At 31.4% G+C, this 24,102-nt stretch carries 17 protein-coding genes; 12 read left to right on the forward strand and 5 right to left on the reverse strand.

The genetic code is table 11. The annotated features are described in order from the left end of the window. Nucleotides 1-164: 164 nt before the first annotated feature. The 3 genes from lysA to ACOQN8_RS12535 all read right to left on the reverse strand — a co-directional run bounded on the left by lysA (nt 165) and on the right by ACOQN8_RS12535 (nt 4,096). Complete coding sequence (lysA, locus tag ACOQN8_RS12525; RefSeq protein WP_235274033.1) at nt 165-1,370, reverse strand: diaminopimelate decarboxylase; 1,206 nt, start codon at nt 1,368-1,370, stop codon at nt 165-167. Nucleotides 1,371-1,721: 351 nt separating this feature from the next. Beyond that, nucleotides 1,722-2,960: a peptidase T gene (gene pepT, locus ACOQN8_RS12530; protein ID WP_420552942.1), complete on the reverse strand. Its 1,239-nt coding sequence runs from the start codon at nt 2,958-2,960 to the stop codon at nt 1,722-1,724. A 65-nt stretch (nt 2,961-3,025) separates the two neighbouring features. Further along, the gene (locus ACOQN8_RS12535; RefSeq protein ID WP_420552943.1) at nt 3,026-4,096 is read right to left on the reverse strand and encodes a DUF3810 domain-containing protein; all 1,071 of its coding nucleotides are present in this window, start codon (nt 4,094-4,096) and stop codon (nt 3,026-3,028) included. 127 nt (nt 4,097-4,223) lie between these two features. On the opposite strand from ACOQN8_RS12535, the gene dnaB reads away from it, so the two are divergent. Next, nucleotides 4,224-5,738, forward strand: a complete 1,515-nt coding sequence (gene dnaB, locus ACOQN8_RS12540) for a replicative DNA helicase (protein WP_150899189.1) — start codon at nt 4,224-4,226, stop codon at nt 5,736-5,738. Between the two features lie 74 nt (nt 5,739-5,812). Then, nucleotides 5,813-7,072, forward strand: a complete 1,260-nt coding sequence (locus tag ACOQN8_RS12545; protein WP_420552944.1) for an asparagine synthetase B — start codon at nt 5,813-5,815, stop codon at nt 7,070-7,072. 303 nt (nt 7,073-7,375) lie between these two features. Here the strand turns inward: ACOQN8_RS12545 and ACOQN8_RS12550 are convergent, their stop codons facing one another. Beyond that, a complete protein-coding gene (locus tag ACOQN8_RS12550) occupies nt 7,376-10,618 on the reverse strand; it encodes a S41 family peptidase (protein ID WP_420552945.1) in 3,243 nt (1,080 codons plus the stop codon). A 224-nt stretch (nt 10,619-10,842) separates the two neighbouring features. Between ACOQN8_RS12550 and ACOQN8_RS12555 the strand changes: the two genes are divergently transcribed. After that, nucleotides 10,843-11,688 (forward strand): transketolase, encoded by an 846-nt coding sequence (locus tag ACOQN8_RS12555; protein ID WP_150899187.1) that lies wholly within the window; start codon nt 10,843-10,845, stop codon nt 11,686-11,688. A 131-nt stretch (nt 11,689-11,819) separates the two neighbouring features. Next, a complete protein-coding gene (gene bshA / locus ACOQN8_RS12560; RefSeq protein WP_420552946.1) occupies nt 11,820-12,950 on the forward strand; it encodes an N-acetyl-alpha-D-glucosaminyl L-malate synthase BshA in 1,131 nt (376 codons plus the stop codon). A 34-nt stretch (nt 12,951-12,984) separates the two neighbouring features. Here the strand turns inward: bshA and aroB are convergent, their stop codons facing one another. Then, the gene (gene aroB / locus ACOQN8_RS12565; RefSeq protein WP_420552947.1) at nt 12,985-14,043 is read right to left on the reverse strand and encodes a 3-dehydroquinate synthase; all 1,059 of its coding nucleotides are present in this window, start codon (nt 14,041-14,043) and stop codon (nt 12,985-12,987) included. 104 nt (nt 14,044-14,147) lie between these two features. Between aroB and ACOQN8_RS12570 the strand changes: the two genes are divergently transcribed. The 8 genes from ACOQN8_RS12570 (at nt 14,148) to hisB (ending at nt 24,102) form a co-directional block, all read left to right on the forward strand. Continuing rightward, nucleotides 14,148-15,311, forward strand: coding sequence for a proline dehydrogenase family protein (locus tag ACOQN8_RS12570; RefSeq protein WP_420552948.1), 1,164 nt, complete (start codon nt 14,148-14,150; stop codon nt 15,309-15,311). After that, nucleotides 15,311-15,613, forward strand: a complete 303-nt coding sequence (locus ACOQN8_RS12575) for an LETM1 domain-containing protein (protein WP_150899183.1) — start codon at nt 15,311-15,313, stop codon at nt 15,611-15,613. The genes ACOQN8_RS12570 and ACOQN8_RS12575 overlap by 1 nt, the downstream gene beginning before the upstream one ends. A gap of 62 nt (nt 15,614-15,675) precedes the next feature. Continuing rightward, nucleotides 15,676-17,445, forward strand: a complete 1,770-nt coding sequence (typA, locus tag ACOQN8_RS12580) for a translational GTPase TypA (protein WP_150899182.1) — start codon at nt 15,676-15,678, stop codon at nt 17,443-17,445. 558 nt (nt 17,446-18,003) lie between these two features. After that, nucleotides 18,004-19,539, forward strand: coding sequence for a tetratricopeptide repeat protein (locus tag ACOQN8_RS12585; protein WP_150899181.1), 1,536 nt, complete (start codon nt 18,004-18,006; stop codon nt 19,537-19,539). 246 nt (nt 19,540-19,785) lie between these two features. Then, nucleotides 19,786-20,643 (forward strand): ATP phosphoribosyltransferase, encoded by an 858-nt coding sequence (gene hisG / locus ACOQN8_RS12590; protein ID WP_420552949.1) that lies wholly within the window; start codon nt 19,786-19,788, stop codon nt 20,641-20,643. Nucleotides 20,644-20,659: 16 nt separating this feature from the next. Beyond that, entirely contained in the window at nt 20,660-21,940 is a 1,281-nt protein-coding gene (hisD, locus tag ACOQN8_RS12595) for a histidinol dehydrogenase (RefSeq protein ID WP_420552950.1), read from the forward strand. Between the two features lies 1 nt (nt 21,941). Then, nucleotides 21,942-22,967, forward strand: a complete 1,026-nt coding sequence (gene hisC / locus ACOQN8_RS12600; protein ID WP_420552951.1) for a histidinol-phosphate transaminase — start codon at nt 21,942-21,944, stop codon at nt 22,965-22,967. Nucleotide 22,968: 1 nt separating this feature from the next. Further along, nucleotides 22,969-24,102 (forward strand): bifunctional histidinol-phosphatase/imidazoleglycerol-phosphate dehydratase HisB, encoded by a 1,134-nt coding sequence (gene hisB, locus ACOQN8_RS12605; protein WP_420552952.1) that lies wholly within the window; start codon nt 22,969-22,971, stop codon nt 24,100-24,102.

A 24,102-nucleotide genomic window follows, 5' to 3' on the forward strand; every position in this document is an offset into this window, starting at 1 on the left:
TTATTAATAAAGGGGGTTTTACCTATGAATTTAATTAAAAAAAAGTTTCATATTTGTATCAGTTAATAAAGATAGGGGACTTTATTACAACGTTTTAAGATATAGTCTTTGAGGGGTTGATTATATTTTAAAAAAACTCTGACTTCTAAAGTCAGAGTTTTTATTTATACAGATACTTCTACTTGGTTTTTTAAGATGTCCTCAAAAGTTTCTCTTTTTCTTATTAAGTAATCTTTCCCCTTATAAATCATAACCTCAGCAGGTCTGTATCTCGAATTGTAGTTTGAAGCCATTGAATAACAATAAGCTCCTGCATTATGGAAGCATAAAATATCTCCTTCTGAAATTTCATTAATTCTTCTATTAGAACCAAAAGTATCAGATTCACATATGTATCCGACAATGCTATAAAAACGTTCTCTTCCTTTTGGATTAGAAATGTTTTCTATATGATGGTAAGAATTATAAAACATAGGGCGAATTAAATGGTTTAAACCACTATCAATGCCCGCAAAAACAGTAGAAGTTGTTTGTTTTATAACATTAACCTTAGCTAAAAAGTACCCTGCTTCACTTACCAAGAATTTACCTGGTTCAAACATTAGAGTGACATCTTTACCGTATTCTTTACAAAAACTATTAAAACGTTGAGAAAGCTTTTTACCTAACTCTTCAATATTTGTAGAAATATCACCTTCTTTATATGGAACTTTAAAACCACTTCCAAAATCAATAAAATCAATGTTATCAAACTCTTTAGCAGTATTGAATAATATTTCTGATGCCCTTAAAAAAGTATCAATGTCTAAAATATCAGATCCAGTATGCATATGTACACCATTTATTCGCATTCCCGTATTTTCTACCACTCTTTTAATATGTGGTACTTGGTGAATTGAAATACCAAATTTAGAATCTATATGCCCTACAGATATTTTGCTATTTCCTCCAGCCATAATGTGTGGATTAATACGAATACAAACAGGTACTTTAGGATGTTTTTGTCCAAATAATTCAAGTATAGATAAATTATCAATATTTATTTGAATCCCTAGTTTGGCAACGTCTTCAATTTCTTGTAAAGAAACACCATTAGGTGTATAAATAATATTCTCAGGAGCAAAACCAGCTTTTAGGCCTAGTTTTACTTCTTGAATAGAAACAGTATCCAATCCACTTTTTAAAGAATTAAAAACCTTTAAAATATTAATATTAGATAAAGCTTTGGCAGCATAGTTTATTTTTAGGTTCTTGACCTTTGAAAAAGCACCAGTAATCTTTTTATACTGGCTAATAATTTTTTCAGTATCGTAAACATAAAGTGGGGATTGATACTTCCCAGTTAACTCTAATAAGGCTTTTCTATCCATTTTTATTATTATTTAATGCCTCAAAATTAGATAATGGGTTTGTGCTAACAAATTATATATAAGAAATAAACATATCTGTTCTTTTTGTGAAAAAAAAAGGTTGTTTACATATCTTAAAAAGGGGGTTTTCCTAATGTAATGTGTTGAAAAAGAGACATATTTGTCATGAAATAAATGTAGGGGATTTATTTCACAGTTAAATGATATTTTCTTTAAGGGGTGATTATATCATTAAATTAAAGCTCTAGTGTTTCACTAGAGCTTTTCTTTTGTTTGAAAAATAGATTTAGAAATAAAAAAACTCTAGCTATTGCTAGAGTTCTTATTTTTATAGTTAAGTATATATACTGTTTATTTGAATTTAGTAGCTACTTTTTGAGCAATACCTACAATTACTTCACTTGCTTTGATAATACTTTCAACAGGTACGTATTCGTAACGTCCGTGGAAATTATGACCACCAGCAAAAATATTAGGGCAAGGTAAACCTTTGTAAGATAATTGAGAACCATCAGTACCCCCTCTAATAGGTTTGATAATTGGAGTAATGTTCATTTCCTTCATCACCTCTTCAGCAATATCAACAATATACATTACAGGAGTAACTTTTTCCTTCATGTTATAGTATTGGTCTTTAATATCAACAGAAATTAATTTTTGACCTCTTTTAGCATTTAATATCTCAGCTAAATCTAACATTGCCTTTTTACGGTTATTGAATTGATTCATATCGTGATCTCTTACAATATAGTGTAATGTTGTTTTTTCAACAGAACCTTCCATGTGGTGTAAGTGAAAGAATCCTTCATAACCAGTAGTTTTTTCAGGAACTTCATCTTCAGGTAAAGCATTAATGTATTCATTAGCTATTAACATAGAGTTAATCATTTTACCTTTTGCATAACCAGGATGTACAATTTTACCATCAATGGTTACTTTGGCTCCCGCAGCATTAAAGTTTTCATATTCTAACTCACCAATTTGGCTACCGTCCATTGTGTATGCCCATTGTGCACCAAATTTTTCAACATCAAACATATGAGCTCCTTTACCAACTTCTTCATCAGGAGGGAAACAAACTCTAATTTTACCATGCTTAATTTCTGGATGCTGAATTAAGTATTCCATAGCAGAAACAATTTCAGTAACACCAGCTTTATCATCGGCACCTAATAAAGTAGTACCATCAGTAGTAATAATTGTTTGTCCTTTATACTGTAATAAGTCTTCAAAATAATCAGGAGATAAAACAATGTTTTCTTCTTTATTTAAAACGATGTCTTTTCCGTCGTAGTTTTCATGAATTTGAGGCTTCACATTGGCTCCAGTAAAATCAGGGCTCGTATCAATATGAGCTACAAAACCTATAGTAGGTACTTCGTAATCTAAATTACTAGGCAATGTTGCCATTAAATAACAATTCTCATCTAACTCAACATCTTCCATTCCTATTTCAATCAATTCTTTTTCAAGAACTCTAGCTAAATCCCATTGTTTTTCAGTACTAGGAAAAGCAGGGTTATTAGGATCACTTTCAGTATCAATAGTTACATACTTTACAAATCTATCAATAATATGTTGTTTGTTCATTGTTGTTAATTTTATCAGCTTCAAAAATAACTATTTCAATAGTATTTTATATATATAATTGAAGTTTAATTTGCTTGTTTAAAGTAAGCTATTAGTAGGTCTACTACATAGCTATAAGAATCAATTCCTTTTGTTTGATTGTTAGCTTTTAAGTAAGAATTATACCCTTTTTTAAAGTAAGGTTCAATAGGGTTTTTAAATTGCTTCCAATGTAAATAACTACTTCTATAGTCTTTCAGAATGCCTTTGTTAATTGTTTTTCTTATTTCAAGCGCTATTTTTTTATCTCGTTTATATATTTGACCAAAACAGTAGTTGTATGCCATTCTGTAACCTGAGTATTGAAAGTATAAATCGTCGTTGGCTATGCAAGCCAAAAAGCCGACAAAATTAGCATCATTTTCAGCAGCCCAACCTATTTGATGTGCCATTTCATGACAAGTAGTGGCTGGATAACCTGTTTTAGGAATCATATCGTTTACTTGAGCTTCCCCTGTTATTGGATTGATGTAGCCTGAAGTTGTATTATATGACTGAAATAAACTTACCAGAGAATTTTTAATAGAAGGATTTGTATAAGCCAACTGCGGATAGGATTTAGTTAACTTATTATAACCACTGGGTGCTAACTTATAAATTTCTTTTTGAGAATAAGGTACTTTCACTTCAATAGAGTCGTTGTTAGTTATAAGCAAGTGAATTCTATTTAATTCAGAAACGATTTTTTTTGTGGTTGAAACTAACTCATCAGTCGTATAAGCAGATTGTTGTAAGTTCAGGTTTTTAGCTAAAGGTTCACGAAAATAATTCAATCCCCAAAAAGCATAAAAGCAAGCATAAACAACTGCTAAAATGGAAACAAATTTGATTAACTGAGGTAGTATGAATTTAAATTTGGTTTTGAACAAACGATAAATAGCTTTGATAAATAAAAACAATAAAAAGAAGCCAAGTACATCACCAAAAGAAAAAGGAAGCCATCCTAGAAGAATTCTAAAGAATTTTGAAATATAAGGATACAATCCATTACTGTAATATTGTTCTATCCATTGTGTTTGTTGACTTAAAAAATGAATAAATATGATTTGAAATGGAAGAGTTAACGCTAGAATTAAATGTTTTTTTGAGTGCCTCATAGTGTCAAAAATAAGAAAGTTGAAACGTTATCAACAAGTTAATAACAATTTTATTGGCGAATTTGTGTAAAAAGAAATTTAGGTAATGCTGATATAAATATCAGCATAAAAATATACTTTTGTTCTCATGGAAAAAACGCACTCTGTTAGGGGAACAAAAGTTGATAAGGCTAGAATAGTAAGTCTTGAAAAAGGAAAATTACCACCACAAGCTCTAGAACTTGAGGAGGCAGTTTTAGGTGCTATGATGATTGATAAAAAGGGGATTGATGAAGTAATTGATATTTTACATCCTGAGGCTTTTTACGATAAACGTCATCAAGAAATATATTCTGCAATTTATACGCTTTTCCAAAACTCAGAGCCAATTGATTTACTTTCTGTATCGAATCAATTGAAGAAAAACGGAAAATTAGATGTTGCTGGTGGGGATTTTTATTTAATAGGATTAACACAAAAAGTAGCATCGTCTGCACATATTGAGTTTCACTCACGTATTATTTTAGAGAAGTTTATACAACGTAAGTTAATTACTATCTCTTCTGAAATTATAGAGAGTGCTTATACAGAAACAATAGATGTATTCGATTTATTAGATGACGCCGAGGGAAAGTTATTTGAAGTAACGCAAGGAAACCTTAAAAAAGGAGCAGAAAGAGCAGATTCTTTAGTACAACAATCGATTAACAAAATTCAAGAGATATCAGGTAAAGAAGGGATGAGTGGTTTAGCCACTGGATTTACCAAATTAGATGCTTTAACATCTGGGTGGCAACCTTCCGATTTAATTATTATTGCAGCACGTCCTGGTATGGGTAAAACGGCATTTGTAATTTCGATGGCTAAAAATATGGCGATTGAATTTAATCATGCAGTAGCTATATTCTCACTGGAGATGTCATCGGTACAGCTAATTACTCGTATGATATCATCAGAAACTGGATTAACTTCGGAGAAATTACGTAAAGGTAACTTGGAACCACACGAATGGGAGCAGTTAAACGTAAAAGTAAAGAGGTTATCAGATTCGCCAATCTTTATTGATGATACTCCGGCACTTTCAATTTTCGATTTACGTGCAAAAGCAAGACGTTTAGTGTCACAACACAATGTACGTATCTTAATTATTGATTATTTACAGTTAATGACAGCTGGTGGAGCAGGAGGAAACCGTGAGCAGGAAATTTCTACAATTTCTCGTAACTTAAAAGCACTAGCAAAGGAATTAAATGTACCAGTAATTGCGTTATCACAGTTATCGCGTGCGGTAGAAACTCGTGGAGGTTCAAAACGTCCGTTACTATCCGATCTTCGTGAATCTGGGGCGATTGAGCAGGATGCCGACATCGTATCGTTTATCTTTAGACCAGAATACTATGGAATGACAGAATGGGATGATGATGATCATTCACCATGTGAGGGACAAGGAGAGTTTATTGTAGCAAAACACCGTAATGGTGGTTTAGATAATATTCGTTTGAAGTTTACTGGGCACTTAGCAAAATTTTCGGATTTAGAAGAAGGATTTAGTAGTGAATTCCAGTCGAGTATGAACTCAAGTTTTAATGATGAGATTTCATCAAATAACTTCACTTCACCAGAAGATGCTTTCGGTCCAAGTGATGACGACGTACCGTTCTAGAATATTAAACAATTCATAAAATAATTTAAAATACACAATTGCTAAACAGTAATTGTGTATTTTAGTTTTTACATATGAAGAAATATATATACATAATAGCATTATTGTTATTCTCAAATTCAATTTGGGCATCATTTATCTATGTACCAATGAGTCATGATAATCAAAAGAATCATTTAAAAGCATATGGAATTGTTTATTATGCATTACAAAATGGTTTGAAAGCTAAGTGGCTGTTAAACTATGATGGAGGTGCTTTTTTAATGGAGAATAATGAGGCTGTTGAAAAGGAATGTAAAATTAGAGGAGTTTCTTATCAAATAATCTCCGATGCCAGATCGAAATTAATATTAGAAGAAATTTCATCACCATCTAAAAATCAAGAAGCGGTAACTTTAGAAAAAGCTCCTAAAATAGCGGTGTATTCACCTAAAGGAAAAATGCCTTGGGATGATGCTGTAACTATGGTGTTATCCTATGCAGAAATTCCATTTGATGTTATTTATGATGAAGAAGTGTTAGAAGACAAGCTATTGTTATATGAATGGTTGCATTTACACCACGAAGATTTTACAGGGCAGTATGGACGTTTTTATGGAGCGTTTAGAACAGCACCGTGGTATATACAACAAAAAAAGGATGCAGAAGCATTGGCTAAAAAGTTAGGATATACCAAGGTCTCAGAACAAAAAGGAGCCGTTGCTAAAAAGATACGTGACTATGTAATAGGAGGAGGGTTTATGTTTGCAATGTGTTCTGCTACCGATAGTTTTGATATTGCTTTAGCAGCAGATGGAGTTGATATTTGTGAAGGAATGTTTGATGGAGATGCTTCTGAACCAAACTATCAATCGAAAATAGATTTTAATAAAACCTTTGCTTTTAGAGATTTTGAATTAATTCGTAATCCAACAACATATGAGTTTTCTTCTATAGATATGACTCGTAAACGTAGAATAAAAAAGGAAGTAGATTACTTTACGTTAAAAGAATATTCGGCTAAGTGGGATCAGGTGCCAACGATGCTAACACAAAACCATACTCAGTTAGTAAAAGCGTTTATGGGACAAACCACTTCTTTTGATCGCAAAACTATCAAACCTACTATTATGGTTTTAGGAGAAAATAAAACCAATGGAGAAGGTAGATACATCCATGGAACAAAAGGAAAAGGAATGTTTACTTTTTACGGAGGACATGATCCTGAAGATTATCAGCATAGAGTAGGAGATCCAAAAACAGAATTAGACTTGCATCCAACCTCTCCAGGCTATCGTTTAATTTTAAATAATGTACTTTTTCCAGCAGCAAAAAAGAAAAAACAAAAAACCTAAACATTTTTTAGTTGAAAGTATCAGCGGCGTTCGCTGACCCAATAAAAACTCAACGAAACTATCAGCGAAGCTCGCTGGTGGTTTCGAAACTCGACGAAATGCTCAGCGAACTTCGCTGAGCGTTTTGTTTTAATGCAATTCAATCAACGAGCTTCGCTGATAGTTTCGTTTTAATTCAGAGCTATCAGCGAGCTTCGTTGAAAGAAAAAAAACTATAATACTTAACAAGCTGAATGTATTGTAACAAAAAAAGGTTAAAGTATTATGAACTTTAACCTTTTTTGATATTGAATGTATTTAAAACTATTTGATGTCTTTAAGCATTTCAGATATAGATCGCTCTAATTGTTGGTCACGACCTTTATCGATAATACCAGGCATATTTTTTACTTTAATAGTAGGCTCTGTTTGGTTGTTTTCCATCCATCTTCCAGATTTATCTTTCGCACTAATAGGAACAACACCCCAGTAACTTCCATTTGGTAACCCTTCCCATCCTGCAAAACTACAAGTACCAGGAACTGGCATACCTACTGTTTTTCCAATTTTAAGATCAGTATATCCAGCAGCATAACAATGTCCATCAGAATACATACTCTCGTTAAAGATAGATAATGTAGGTTTTGTCCAACGTGAAGTAGGTTCACCTCCAACTACTTTAGCTTCTGTTTCGTATGAAATAAAAGGTACTCCAGTAAAGAACATAGCTAAATCAGCAACTAGGTCACCACCACCATTAAAACGTGTGTCAATAATAATACCTTTACGATCAGAAAATTTACCCATAATATCTTTGTAAATACTTCTGTATGGACCGTCGCTCATTCCTGGAATATGAACATAACCTAACTTTCCATTACTTAATTTATTTACTTCTTTTTCGTTAGTTTTTACCCATCTCTTATATAATAAACGGTTTTCTTGTCCTAAAGAAATAGGTTTTACAGTAATAGTTTGTTTTTTCTTTGTTTTAGGGTTTGTGATATCAAGTAAAACGAATTTCCCTACTTTTCTGTTTAAGTATTTAGCAACATCTTCGTTTTTATCAATTGTAACACCGTCAATTTTTTCAATAATCATCCCTGCTTTAACGTTAAAAGATGATTTATCTAAAGGTCCATCTTTAATAACTTCATCAATTAAAATTCCGTCTCCTTTATGGTTATAATTCATAAAAATACCAAGTGAAGCAGTTGCATCAGCATTTTTAATACTGGTACTATATCCAGCTCCAGCATGAGAAACGTTTAATTCACCTAACATTTCAGAAAGCATTTCAGAAAATTCAAAAGAATTACCAATAGATGGTAAGTACTTTTTATATTCTTTTTTCATTTTGTTCCAGTCAGTTCCGTGGAAATCTGGGTGATAAAAAATAGCATTGGTTCTTATCCATACATGATCGAACATAGCTTCTCTTTCAGCTGCTGTATCCAACATCATTTCACCACTAATCTTTACTGGTTTTTTGCTCTTTTTAGCAGGATCTATCTTAGAAATTCTTCCACCACTTAAAAGATATAGGTTTTTCATGTCTTTATCCCATTGTAATGAACCGTAATTAGCGTTTAAACGCATAACCATTTTGGTTTCTTTGGTACGTAAATTAGTACTCCAAAGATTCATTTTTCCTTCAAAACGAGCTAAGTAATATAAAACATCACCTTTTTTAGAAAGTACTGCATCGCCAAGGCTTGAAGAATGAATAGTTAATCTTTTAATTCGATCTTTCATACTATCCCAATCGAAAGTAAGCGGTTTTACTTTTTTCTTGTCTTTATCTTTTTTCTTTTTGTCTTTTTTATTCTTCTTGTCAGCTTCTTTCTTCTTTTTATCCTTTTCTTTTTTCTGAATAGCTTTAATTGTTTCCATCAATTTAAACTCTTCATCGCTAAGGTTAAATTCATCCCAAGCTTCTTGTGTAAAGAACATACTATAAACATCAGATTGAGAACGTCCGCTAGTAGCATAAGACTTTAACCCATTTCTGTTACTAAACCATAACATTTGCTTTCCACCGTTCACCCATTTAGGATAGTAATCGTTATAACCGCTCTCAGTTAAGTTTATACGTTTGCTACCATCAGCAGCCATTAATAAAGCTTCACTATTACTTAGTGTTTTACTCCATCCAACCAATAACCATTTGCTATCAGGGCTCCATGTGTAGTACTTATCACCATCTCTCATGTGGAATAAATCTTTTGGAGTTAATAAGGTTACTTGTTTTTTAGTTTTTAAGTCCATTACTTTTAAAGTACGTCTTCCTTCAACAAAAGCTATTTTAGAACTATCAGGAGAGAACTCAGGTAAGTAATTATCAAATTTGTTTTCAATAACTGGAGTTTCTTTTAATAAAGTTGCTGCAAAAAAGAAAGGTTCTTCTTTACGTACTTTTTCTGTTTTATAAATACTCCATTTTCCATTTCTTTCACTACTATATACTACCGATTTTCCATCAGGAGTCCAAGTAACAAAACGTTCTCTTTCTGGTGTATTGGTTAATCTTTTAGTAAAAGATTCACTTACAGAAGTTACAAAAACTTCACCTCTAGAAATAAAAGCAATTTCTTTTCCATTTGGAGAGATAGACATTTCATTAACACCTCCATTAATAGAGATGAATTTATCTTTATTGTCTTTGCTTTGTGTTCTAATAATAACATTCACTTTTGAAGGTTTTTCACCTTCTTTCATGGTATATAATTCACCATCGTAACCAAAACTTAATATACCATTACCTACACTTAAGAAACGTACAGGATGTAATTTGAAATTTGTTAGTTGTTGATCTTGGTTAGCATTATCAATATTCATTTTATGAACATTAAAAGAGCCACTTTTTTCACTTAAATAATAAATGTTTTTTTCATCATCAGAGAAGAAAGGATGTCTATCTTCACCAGCAAAAGAAGTAAGCATTTTATGAGTTTTCTTTTTAGTATCGTAACTCCAAATGTCTCTAGTGATTGATGATTTATGATGCTTACGCCATTCGTTTTCACCACCTTTTTTATCATGGTATAACATGGTGTTACCATTTTTAGATACCTGTACATATTCAGCAGGTACCGTCATTAATTGACTAACACGTCCAGCTGTTACAGGTACAGTATAAAGTTCAGGTTGAGAATTGGTAGGATATTGTCTGTGTTTTACTTCATCCTGACGTTGTGCTCCGAAAATAACCTCTTTGTTATTTGCTGAAAAAGAAAATGGAATTTCGTTAGTAGAGTGAAACGTTAATCTTTTAGCCTCGCCACCTATGGCGTCCATAATATAAATGTCGAAATTACCATAACGATTAGAAGCAAAGGCAATTTTTTTACCATCTTTACTCCAAACGGCTTTGTAATCGTGTGCCTTATGAAAAGTTAATTGAGTTGCATTTCCACCAGCAGAAGGAACTTTATATAAGTCACCTTTATAAGTAAAAACAATTTCTTTTCCATCTGGCGAAATTGAGGAGTGTCTCAGCCAATTGGGATTCTCTTGAGAGAATAGCTGTAGCGTTAAAAACGCGAATAATATTGATAGGTACTTCATTTAGTTAATTTTTTGTGCAATCTACTAAATTGTAGTACCTAATTATGTTAATTTAAGTTAAAATGAGCGGTGTTTATTTGTTTAATTCTTTGATGAAATAGGAAGGTTTAAAGAAGGTAAAATTAAAGATAAAAATTATCGAACCCTTTTTTAAATAAGAATTGAAAAAGTAATTGGCAATTATTTTTTAAACTATTACTTTTGTCGAGATAAAACAAAAAATAATGTCGACAACACAACAGCTTCAAGAATTTACACAACAGGTACGTAGAGATATCGTTCGTATGGTACATGCAGTAAACTCAGGACACCCTGGAGGATCTTTAGGATGTGCAGAATTTTTTACTTGCTTATATCAAGAAATCATGGATTATTCTACAGATTTTAAAATGGACGGAAATAATGAAGATTTATTCTTTTTATCAAACGGACATATATCGCCAGTTTATTATAGTGTATTAGCACGTAGCGGATTCTTTCCAGTTGCTGAGTTAGCAACATTTAGAAAGTTAGATACACGTTTACAAGGACACCCAACAACACACGAACACTTACCAGGTATTCGTATTGCTTCTGGATCTCTAGGTCAAGGAATGAGCGTTGCAATTGGTGCAGCTCAAGCAAAAAAGTTAAATGGAGATGACAAAATTGTATATTCATTACATGGTGATGGAGAATTACAAGAAGGTCAAATCTGGGAAGCAGCAATGTATGCAGCAGGAAAGAAAGTAGATAACTTAATTGCTACTGTAGACGTAAACGAAAAACAAATTGACGGTACTACTGACGAAGTTTTAGCAATGGGAAGCTTAAAAGCTAAATTTGAAGCTTTTGGTTGGGATGTATTAGAAATTAAAGAAGGAAATGATGTTGATGCTATTTTAAAAGGAATGGCTGATGCAAAATCTCGTACAGGAAATGGAAAACCAGTTTGTGTATTATTATATACAGAAATGGGGAACGGAATTGACTTTATGATGCATACACATGCATGGCATGGTAAAGCTCCAAACGATGAGCAATTAGAAGCATCGTTAGCACAAAATCCAGAAACATTAGGAGACTACTAAGAAATAGTTTTTAAAATAACATTCAAAATCCCGCTTTTATGCGGGATTTTTTTATGTTTTTCTTCACATTAAAGCGTAAGTAAAAACGTAAATTTACGTCATTAATAAAACCAAATAATAAAACCCAATAAATGAGAATAGGAATTGTATGTTATCCTACCTTTGGAGGAAGTGGAGTAGTAGCAACTGAACTAGGTATGGCATTAGCTGATAAAGGACATGAAGTACATTTTATAACATATAATCAACCAGTTCGACTAGACTTTTTTTCACACAGAATACACTTTCATGAAGTAGTATTAGAAGAGTATCCTTTATTTCAATACCAACCTTATGAATTAGCATTGTCTAGTAAGATGGTTGAAGTAGTTGAAAAGCATCAATTAGAAGTGTTACATGTACATTATGCAATACCGCATGCCTATGCCGCATATATGGCTAAAAAGATGTTAGAAGAAAAAGGTATCAATGTAAAAGTAGTTACTACATTGCATGGTACAGATATTACTTTAGTAGGAAGTCATCCAACGTATAAAACAGCTGTAGAGTTTAGTATTAATAAATCGGATGAAGTAACTACAGTTTCTAATAGTTTAAAAGAGGATACATTACGTTTGTTCAATATTGATAAGGATATAAAAGTAGTATATAACTTTATTGATGGTGATAAATATGACAAAGCGCACCAAGCTGAATGCAAACGTATTGGTTTGGCAAAACCAGAGGAAAGAATTTTAACGCATGTAAGTAATTTTAGACCAGTTAAGCGTACCGACGATGTGATTCGAATATTTAATCAAGTTCAAAAGGAAATTCCATCAAAACTATTAATGGTGGGGGATGGGCCAGAACGTTTAAAAGCAGAGAACTTAGTAAAAGAATTTGGTTTAGAGGATAAGGTGTTATTCTTAGGAAATAGTAATGAGGTAGCTAAAATATTATGTTATTCAGATGTGTTTTTATTACCATCAGAAACAGAGAGTTTTGGATTAGCGGCTTTGGAAGCAATGGCAGCAAGTACAGCTGTTATATCAACAAATACAGGTGGTCTTCCAGAAGTAAATATAGATGGTAAAACAGGTTATTTAAGTGACTTAGGTGATGTAGATGATATGGCTAAAAATGCTATTAAGATTTTAAAAGACGAGGCTATATTAAATCAATTTAAAGAACATGCCAAAGAACATATAAAGTTGTTTTCTCTAGAAAATATTTTACCAGTATATGAAGAAATATATAAAAGCTGTTCGGTAACAGCATAAATAAAAAAGGCGAGAAATTTTCTCGCCTTTTTTATTATATGTTATAGTATTTTAAACTGTCTACAATTAGGTTTGATGGAACTTTGCAATCGATTTTAAAATCTTCATAATCTTTTAAAAGAACAAAGTTAATTTCACCACCTATATTCTTTTTATCGTGCTTCATTAATTCAAGAATAGCAGAAAAGTCATCCTCTAAAATTTCTATTTTACCATATATAGTATGAATAGCTTTTTTAATTTCTTCAAGTTTATCTTTTGAAAAACCTAAAGTTTCAGAAGAAATATATGCTTCACAAACCATACCTATAGCAATAGCTTCACCATGAGTTAGGTTTTCTTTATGGTCACTTTCTAAAAAATAAGATTCAACACCATGTCCAATAGTATGACCCCAGTTTAAAACTTTACGAACATTTTTCTCTTTAGGGTCTTCTAAAACAACTTCGTTTTTAATTTCAATAGATCGATGAATTAAGTCTATAATATTTAATTCAGGATTGTCTTTAATTTCATTAAATAAACGAATATCGTGTGTCATTCCGTATTTAATAATTTCTGCAGTACCAGACCTAATCTCTCTAGGAGTAACTGTATGTAAATATTCAGGGTCTAATACAATCAATTCAGGATTAGCAAAAACACCAATCTGATTTTTTAAAACACCCAAATCAACACCAGTTTTTCCACCTACAGAAGCATCTACCATACTTAAAAGAGTAGTAGGAATGTTTACAAAATCAATTCCACGTTTAAATGTAGATGCAACAAAACCACCTAAATCGGTAATTACACCACCACCAAGAGTAATTAATAAACTTTTACGATCGGCACCTAATTCGGTCATAGCATTCCAAACACCAATACAAGTATCGATGTTTTTATAAATTTCACCAGCATCAATTTGAATAATTTCAATGGGTTTGTCGGTTTCTAGTAATTGCATAAATCGGGTATAGCAATGTACTATGGTATTGTCATCTACAAGAACAAAAATAGATGAGTAGTTATTGTTGCGAATTAAATTAGCTAATTCGATGTACGCTTTTTCTTCAAAATGGATAGGGTATGTTGCTGCTTGAATAGAAGTCATTTCAATCTATAATTTAAAGGCGAAATTAAATAGAAAAAATTAAAATATATCATATGGGTCTGTTATATTTGTCTTTAAAATCAAATAATAATATTACCTCGATAATGAGACTTTTTGACAACACCGAAACTGCTTTTAAATTAAAATCTGACTCAGAGTTAGAAAGAGCATATTTTTTGTTTAAAATGATACAGAACCAGCCAATGGTTCGCATAGGAACAGCGGTAACTAATTTTGCGTTAAAGGCGCACTTACCAGTTGAAGGTTTAATCCGTTCAACAGTTTTCGATCATTTTTGTGGAGGAGTAACAGAAGATGACTGTTTACCTAACATAGAAAAAATGTATGATCGTGGTAATGTACATAGTATTTTAGACTACTCAGTAGAAGGAAAAGAAGATGAAGCACAGTTTGATGATGCTTTACAAATGACTTTAAAAACAATTGATTTTGCTGAAGAAAAAAAGTCAATACCATATGCAGTATTCAAACCAACAGGTTTTGGACGTTTTGCTTTATACCAAAAATTAACAGAGGGTGAAGAGCATACAGAAGAAGAAAAAGTAGAGTGGGCAAGAGTTGTAGAGCGTTTTCATATAGTATGTAAAGCAGCAGCAGAGAAAGATGTCCCATTATTAATAGATGCAGAAGAAAGTTGGATGCAAGATGCAGCTGATGATTTGATTGAAGAGTTAATGGAAATTTACAATAAAGAAAAAGCTATTGTATTTAATACATTACAAATGTACAGACATGACCGATTAGAATACTTAAGAGGTTTATATCAAAGAGCACATCAAAAAGGATATCATATAGGTATGAAAGTAGTACGTGGTGCCTATATGGAAAAAGAAAGAGAAAGAGCAAAAGAAAAAGGATATCCATCACCAATTTGTGTAGATAAGCAAGCAACAGACGATAACTATAATGAAGCTGTTCGTTTTATGATGGAGCATAAGAACATGGCAATCTTTGCTGGAACACATAACGAAGAAAGTTCTTATTTGTTAATGGATTTAGCAAAAGAGTACAATATAGAGTCGACGGATAAGCGTATGTGGTTTGGTCAATTATATGGTATGAGCGACCATATTAGTTTTAATTTAGCCCAAGAAGGATACAATGTAGCTAAATATGTTCCTTTTGGACCAGTACGTGATGTAATGCCATATTTAATTCGTAGAGCAGAAGAAAATACCTCAGTAGCAGGTCAAACTTCAAGAGAATTAAATTTATTGAAAACCGAAAGAAAGCGTCGTAAACTGTAATGAGTACGGTTGACGAAATAAAAGAAGCTATTCAAAAAAATAAAAAAAGACTAGCTAAAGAGCTTCAAGAAAGCAAAGAGCTAGTTTTTTTGATAAAAAAATCTCTTACCACAAATTTATCTGAAGAAGAAAAGATAAAGGTAAAAGAGCAAATGTTAGATATATGTAAAGCTATTCCTGCGTTTACAGTTTTTATGTTACCAGGAGGAGCTTTACTACTACCATTACTAATAAAATTTATTCCAGATATACTCCCAAGTGCCTTTCGAGGAGACGATGAATCTTCAGAAGAAGAAAAATAATTCAACTTCCCTATAGTATTCATTTTTAAAACACTACTTTTGCAGCTTCAAAATAAGCACGAATGCAATCAATTAGAAACATCGCTATTATAGCGCACGTTGACCACGGGAAAACGACTTTAGTAGACAAAATTATAGATCAGGCAAAAATCTTAGATGAACGTAAGGAACGTACTGATTTATTGTTAGATAACAACGATTTAGAGCGTGAGAGAGGAATTACAATTCTTTCTAAAAACGTATCTGTAAACTATAAAGGAGTTAAAATTAATGTAATTGATACTCCAGGTCACGCCGATTTTGGTGGAGAAGTAGAACGTGTATTAAAAATGGCTGATGGTGTTTTATTATTAGTTGATGCTTTCGAAGGGCCAATGCCACAAACACGTTTTGTATTAGGTAAAGCAATTGAGTTAGGTTTAACACCTATTGTAGTTGTAAACAAAGTTGATAAAGAAAACTGTACACCAGATTTAGTACACGAAAAAGTTTTTGATTTAATGTTTGCTTTAGAAGCTACAGAAGAACAATTAGACTTTACAACAATTTATGGCTCGGCTAAAAATGGTTGGATGAGTACTGACTGGAAGGATGAGAAGACTGATATTATCGATTTATTAGATGCGGTAATTGAAACTATTCCTGAAGCTCCGTACAGAGAAGGATCACCACAAATGCAAATTACATCGTTAGATTATTCTTCTTTTAAAGGAAGAATTGCTATCGGACGTGTATACCGTGGAGATTTAGAGAAGAATAAAGATTACATGCTTTGTAAAGCTGATGGAACTACGAAAAAAGTTCGTATCAAAGAATTACACGTTTTTGAAGGAATGGGTAAAGCTGAAACAGAAAAAGTTCGTAGTGGAGATATTTGTGCAGTAACTGGTATTGATGATTTCGAAATTGGAGATACAATTGCAGATTTAGAAAATCCTGAAGCATTACCAAGAATTGAAGTAGATCAACCTACAATGAGTATGTTATTTACTATTAATAACTCACCTTTCTTTGGTAAAGAAGGAAAATATGTAACATCTCGTCACTTACGTGATCGTTTATTTAAAGAGATGGAGAAAAACCTTGCATTACGTGTTGATGAAACTGATACAGAAGATAAATTCAATGTATTTGGACGTGGAATTCTTCACTTATCAGTATTAATTGAAACAATGCGTCGTGAAGGATATGAATTACAAGTGGGGCGTCCACAAGTAATTTTAAAAGATATTGATGGTGTAAAGAGTGAGCCATACGAAACATTATCAATTGATCTTCCTGAAGATGTAGCTTCAAAAGCTATTAACTTAGTAACATTACGTAAAGGAGACTTATTAGTAATGGAGCCAAAAGGAGATTTACAACATTTAGAATTTAATATTCCTTCAAGAGGATTAATCGGTTTACGTAATAAAATTTTAACAGCAACTGCTGGTCAAGCGATCATCAACCACCGTTTTAGTGAGTATGGTCCTTATAAAGGAGAATTTAGTGATGAGTTAAAAGGAGCTATTGTTTCTTCTGAAACTGGTAAAGCTACAGCTTATGCTATTGACCGTTTACAAGATAGAGGACGTTTCTTTATTGATCCTAACCAAGAGATTTATAAAGGGCAAGTTGTTGGAGAAAACTCAAAAGATGGAGATTTAGCTGTAAACTTAATTAAAGGAAAGAAATTAACTAACGTACGTGCTTCTGGTTCTGATGATGGAGTGAAAATTGCACCAAAAGTTGATTTTTCTTTAGAAGAGTGTATGGAGTATATTAGACCTGATGAGTACTTAGAAGTAACTCCAGAAAGTTTACGTATGCGTAAAATCTCTTTCAGATAGATTTAAAGCAATAAAATATTATTCATAATGAAAGCCACCTGTTGAGGTGGCTTTTTTATTTTGGTTAATTAAAATAGCCTTTGTTTATGTTAAAATAGTATTGGTCTGTTCAAGTAGTGTTCTAGCTGTTTTATTTGATTTAATTAAAAATAGATTGTCATAAACCTTGAATTAAGCTAGTAAATTTTTATTATTGCGTTTTATTTACAAATTGTAAAAGAAACAAAAGTTAAATTAGAAGTTTTAAATAGACTAAAAAAAATACAAGAGAATGTTAAAATAGTATTGAAAAGGAAAAGTTACCAAAATGATTAACGAGGAAATCTATAAGGGGAAAAAGAACATCATTATACTTTGGTAACTTTGAACAAAAATAAAATTATAGTAAGGGGAAAGAACTAATAATTTCGAGACAAAAATATTTATTCAAAACAGAACAAAATAGCCTGTAGTAGAATTGATGTATTTTTGTGTTAAAATCTGATGAAAATTAAAGCTAAATTTTAAAAATAAATTGCTTGTAGTATAAATGAAGTACCTGAAAAAACATTAATTAAAGTGAAAAACAATAAAACATTTTTATTTTTTTTAATAATATTTTTAATAGCCCCCCTAGCTATACTAAGCCAAGAAAAGGCAATAACAGTAAAAGATTATAAAGAAAAAGTAATAAAAGACTATTACAGATTTCAACGAACTGAAGATGGTCAACTATTAGATAGTATTCTGCGTTTTATTAAGCTCAATAAAATTGAAGTAGAAGAAGACACTATAAAAAGTAAAATATATTATCTAAATGGAGTTAAGAATTTATTCTTAACTAGATATGATAAAGCTGAAGAAACTTTTTTAAAATCTTATGAGTTAGCCGAAAAAACAAACGATATTCTTCTAAAGGGAACTATTTTTAACTCTCGAGGCGTAACAATTACAAAAGGAAGTGCTAATTACAAAAAAGCAAAAGTTTTATTTGAAAAAGCAGTAGTTGAGTATAAAAAAATAAATGAAATTCCTCAACAGATAGATGCTTACTACAACTTAACGGTGAATGCAAAAAGAAGATGTAAGTGGGAGGAATCCAATAAGTATGCTTTTGAGTTTTTAAAGTTGTTAAATAAATACGAAGAGAAAATAACAGGATTAAGAAGAATGCACTATTTTATTGGTCATAACTATTTGAGACTAAAAAAATATGATGATGCATTTCGGAATTTAAAAATAGCAGAAGGAATTACTTTTAAAGATGATAGTTTTAGTTTTACTACAAGTTTGATTAATGAAACTTACGGGAAACTTCATGAAGAGAAAAAAGAGTATAAGAAAGCTTTAGAACGATATAAAAATGTAACTAATAACTTAAGAGCTGCTAATAAAGAAACAGAAAAGAGAATAGAAGATTTTTATACTCGAGAATTAGAGTTAGAAAATGAGTTACAAGAAAAAGGAAAGGAAATAATAAAGGATCAAAACAGAATAATACTTTGGAGTGTTTTAACAATTGTTTTATTGGTAGTTCTAATTCTAACTCAAATTTTTTATTGGAAAAGAAATAAAGAAAAAAACAGAGAAATTAAGGAATTAAACAAAGAGTTAGCAGGCTTAATAGTAGATTTAAAAGGTAAAAATAAAGAGCTTTCTAAAAATAAGAAGGAAATAGAAAACCTATTAAAATTAAATGAACAAGCGTTATTTTCAAGAGTTTTAAAAATCTCAACGTATAACGATGCTATTAGAAAAATATGCAAAGATTTAGAGACTCATTTGGAGAACAATTTAGATGCATCAAGTTACTTTATAACTATAAATAAAAAATTACTGAATTTAATTTCAGAAGAAGAATTATGGGAAGATTTTAGAATACAATTTGAGAAAACTAGACCAGATTTTTATAATAAATTGAAAAAAGTAGCACCAAATTTATCGGTTAACGATCTGAAGCATTGTACTTATATTGTATCGAATTTGAAAAGTAAGGAAGTAGCTCAGTTAGTCAATGTTTCTCCTAGAAGCGTAGAAACTGTCAGGTACAGAATTAAGAAAAAAATGGGACTGGAAAAAGAAGAAAGTTTGTACGATTTATTGAGTAATTTATAATTAACATTAATTTAATTAGGAAAATTAAAAAATTATTTCAAATATTTGTGAAACAGAAATAAAGACATGAACTTTAATCAATTACATCATCATCATCATATTTGCACTCAAGCGAAGTGAAGATGTATTGATTAAAAATAAAATATATTTAAAACCCGTTTGAGTAAATCAAACGGGTTTTTTGTTTCCAAAGGCGCCAGGAAATTATCTTCTCTATAAAGATTTACTCAAACCAAACTTAAGAAAATGAGTAAATTAAAAATAGCCATACAAAAATCAGGAAGACTAAATAAAGATTCCTTACAAATATTAAAAGACTGCGGTATTTCTATTGATAATGGTAAAGATCAATTGAAAGCTTCAGCAAGCAATTTTCCATTAGAGGTTTTCTATTTACGAAATGGAGATATTCCACAATATCTAAAAGATGGAGTTATTGATATAGCAATTGTTGGAGAAAATTTGTTGATAGAAAAAGGAGAAGGAATCGAGTTTATAGAGAAACTTGGGTTTTCAAAATGTAAAGTATCTCTAGCAATTCCTAAAGGAGATGAGTATAACGGATTGTCTTTTTTTCAGAATAAAAAAATAGCAACATCATATCCGAAAACAGTACAAGACTTTTTAACCAAAAACAATATTGAATCACAGTTACATATTATTAATGGATCGGTAGAAATAGCTCCCAATATTGGTTTGGCAGATGGTATTTGTGATATCGTTTCTAGTGGTTCTACACTTTTCAAAAATAATTTAAAAGAAGTTGAAGTCATCTTAAAATCCGAAGCAGTTTTAGCAGTTTCACCGAAATTAGAACCATTGCAACAAGAAATTTTAAATAAGCTGCAATTCAGAATACAATCGGTTTTAAAGGGTAGGAGGTCTAAGTATATTTTACTAAATGCACCTAACAATAAGCTTGATAAAATCATCAATATTTTACCAGGAATGAGAAGCCCGACAGTATTGCCATTAGCAGAAAAAGGCTGGAGTTCTGTACACTCGGTATTAGACAAAAATGAGTTTTGGGAAATAATAGATGAGTTGAAAAACAATGGAGCAGAAGGGATTTTAGTGTGTCCAATTGAAAAAATGGTAGTTTAAATTTTAAGGAATAAAAATGAAGATTATAAAATATCCTAATAGAAAAGATTGGAAAAACCTTTGCAAGAGAGCTACTTTAAGTGAAAGTAATTTAGATGAAGTAGTTAAAGAGGTTTTGGAAGATGTTAAGTTAAATAAAAACAAAGCTTTAATTAAATACGCGAAAAAGTTTGATGGATTAGATATCACTTCTTTTGAAGTAACTGAAGAAGAAATAGAGATTGCTAAGAAAAAAGTAAGTAACGATTTAAAAGAAGCAATACAGTTAGCAAAATCAAATATTGAGATTTTTCACACTTCTCAAAAAGAAGAAGAAAAAAAGGTTATAACATTAGAAGGAGTTACTTGTTGGCGTAAAAGTGTTGCGATAGATAAGGTTGGACTTTATATTCCTGGAGGTACAGCACCTTTGTTTTCAACAATTCTAATGTTAGGAGTTCCAGCAAAAATAGCAGGATGTAAAGAAATTATTTTGTGTACACCACCAAATAAAAAAGGAGAGATAAATCCGGCGATTTTATATACGGCATCGTTAGTTGGAATTACTAAAATTTTTAAAGTAGGAGGTTCACAAGCAATAGGAGCTATGGCTTATGGTACTGAAACCATACCTAATGTGTATAAAATTTTAGGGCCAGGAAATCAATATGTAACTAAAGCAAAAGAATTAGTGCAACAGAAAGGAGTTGCTATTGATATGCCAGCAGGACCGAGTGAGGTTTTGGTTATTGCAGATGAAACTTCAAGTCCAGCATTTGTAGCAGCAGATTTATTATCACAGGCAGAACACGGAACAGATAGCCAAGTCGTATTGGTAACAACTAAAACTACCGTAGTAGAAGAAGTGTTAAAAGAAGTTGAAAATCAATTAGAAGAGTTGCCAAGAAAAGAAATAGCAAAAAAAGCATTAGAAAATAGTTTTGCGGTTGTTTTAAATGCCATTGAAGAAACTGTTGAATTTAGTAATGAATATGCGCCTGAGCACTTAATTATAGCTTCTGATAAAGCAACTCAATACATAAATAAAATAGTTAATGCAGGATCAGTGTTTTTAGGAAATTATAGTTGTGAAAGTGCAGGTGATTACGCAAGTGGAACAAATCATACATTACCTACAAATGGATATGCTAAAAATTATAGCGGCGTTTCTTTAGATAGCTTTGTAAAGAAAATAACTTTTCAAGAAGTAACAGCAAAAGGGATTTCTAAAATAGGAAAAGCTATTGAGTTAATGGCGGAGGCAGAAGGTTTGCAGGCACACAAAAATGCAGTAACATTAAGATTAAAAGCTATATAGAATGTTTGAGTTAGAAAAAATAGTTCGACCTAATATCCAAAGTTTGAAAGCGTATTCTTCTGCAAGAGATGAGTTTAAAGGAGAGGCAGAAGTGTATTTAGATGCTAATGAGAATCCATTTGGTACTTTAAATCGTTATCCAGACCCACAACAAAAAAGTATTAAAGAGAAAATCTCAGAAATTAAAGAAATAAATACGAATCAAATTTTTGTAGGCAATGGAAGTGATGAAGTAATTGACTTGGCATTCAGAATATTTTGCGAACCAGGGAAAGATAAAGCTTTGACTTTTTCACCAACTTATGGAATGTACGATGTTTCAGCAGAGATAAATGATGTAGAATTAATTAAACAACCATTATTAGCAGATTTTCAAATCAATTTAAATCAGTTACAGCCTTACTTGGAAATGGATGAAGTAAAGTTAATTTTTATCTGTTCTCCAAACAACCCTACGGGGAATATAATTAACAAAGAAGATATAGAATACATTCTTGAAAATTTTAATGGAGTTGTAATTATTGATGAAGCTTATATTGATTTTAGTACAAAAGAATCTTTAGTCGCTGAAATTAAAAATTACCCAAATTTAATTGTAAGTCAAACATTTAGTAAGGCATGGGGATTAGCAGGAGCTAGGGTTGGAATAGCTTATGCAAGTTCAAAAATTATTGATTTATATAGTAAAGTAAAGCCTCCATATAATGTAAGTTCTTTGAATCAAAATGCAGTTTTGGTGAGTTTGAATAATCAAACAAAATTCGAAATTGAAAAGAATATCATTTTAATAGAGAGAGAAAAAGTAATAACTCAATTATCTCAATTGCCAATGGTCAAAACAATCTATCCTACCGAAGCTAATTTTGTATTAGTTGAAGTAGAAAAAGTAAATGAATTGTATAAAGACTTGGTAAAAAAGAAAATAATAACAAGAAACAGGAATAGTGTAATTAATAATTGCTTACGAATAACAATAGGCAGCCCAGAAGAAAATCAAAAACTAATCAACGCATTACAAGAATTATAATATGAAACGAGTATTATTTATAGATAGAGATGGAACTTTAATTAAAGAACCAGCAGATGAACAAACAGATTCATTTGAGAAACTTCAATTTTATCCAAAAGTATTTCAAGGTTTGGGTAAGATAGCAAAGGAGTTAGATTTTGAATTGGTATTAGTAACTAACCAAGATGGACTTGGTACAGAGGTTTATCCAGAAAATACATTTTGGCCTGTACATAATTTTGTAATGAATACTTTAAAAGAAGAAGGAATAATTTTTTCAGAAGAATTTATAGATAAAACATTTGCAAGAGATAATCAACCAACAAGAAAACCTAATACAGGTTTATTAACAAAGTTTTTTTCAGAGGAGTATGATTTAGCAAATTCATTTGTAATTGGTGATCGCTTAACTGATATTGAGTTAGCTAAAAACTTAGGGGCCAAAGGAATTTATATAAACGACGAAACTTTTTTAGGAACTGATGAAATTACAGTTAAAAAAAGTGAGTTGGATGAATTTATAGCGCTTGAAAGTAATGATTGGAATGCTATTTATGAATTCTTGAAGCTAGAGGAAAGAGTAGCGGGTATTGTTAGAAATACGAATGAAACAAAAATAAGTATTCAATTAAATCTTGATGGAACAGGGAAAAGTGATATAAGTACAGGAATCGCTTTTTTTGATCATATGTTAGATCAAATAGCGCGTCACGGACAAATGGATTTAGCTATAAAAGTAAATGGAGATTTAGAGGTAGATGAGCACCATACAATTGAAGACACCGCAATAGCATTAGGGGAGGTTTTTAATAAAGCTTTGGGGAATAAGCTAGGTATAGAACGTTATGGTTTTTGTCTTCCTATGGATGATTGTTTAGCTCAGGTGGCTATAGACTTTGGAGGAAGAAATTGGTTAGTATGGGAAGCAGAGTTCAAAAGAGAAATGGTAGGGAAAATGCCAACAGAAATGTTTTTTCACTTCTTCAAATCATTCACTGATGGAGCTAAATGTAACTTGAATATAAAAGCAGAAGGAGTAAATGAACACCATAAAATAGAAGCAATATTTAAGGCTTTTTCTAAGGCGATTAAGGTTGCTGTTAAGAGAGATTCTAGTAAAATGATTTTACCATCAACCAAAGGAGCGTTATAA

Source organism: Tenacibaculum aiptasiae, from assembly GCF_965221665.1.
Lineage (GTDB): Bacteria > Bacteroidota > Bacteroidia > Flavobacteriales > Flavobacteriaceae > Polaribacter > Polaribacter aiptasiae.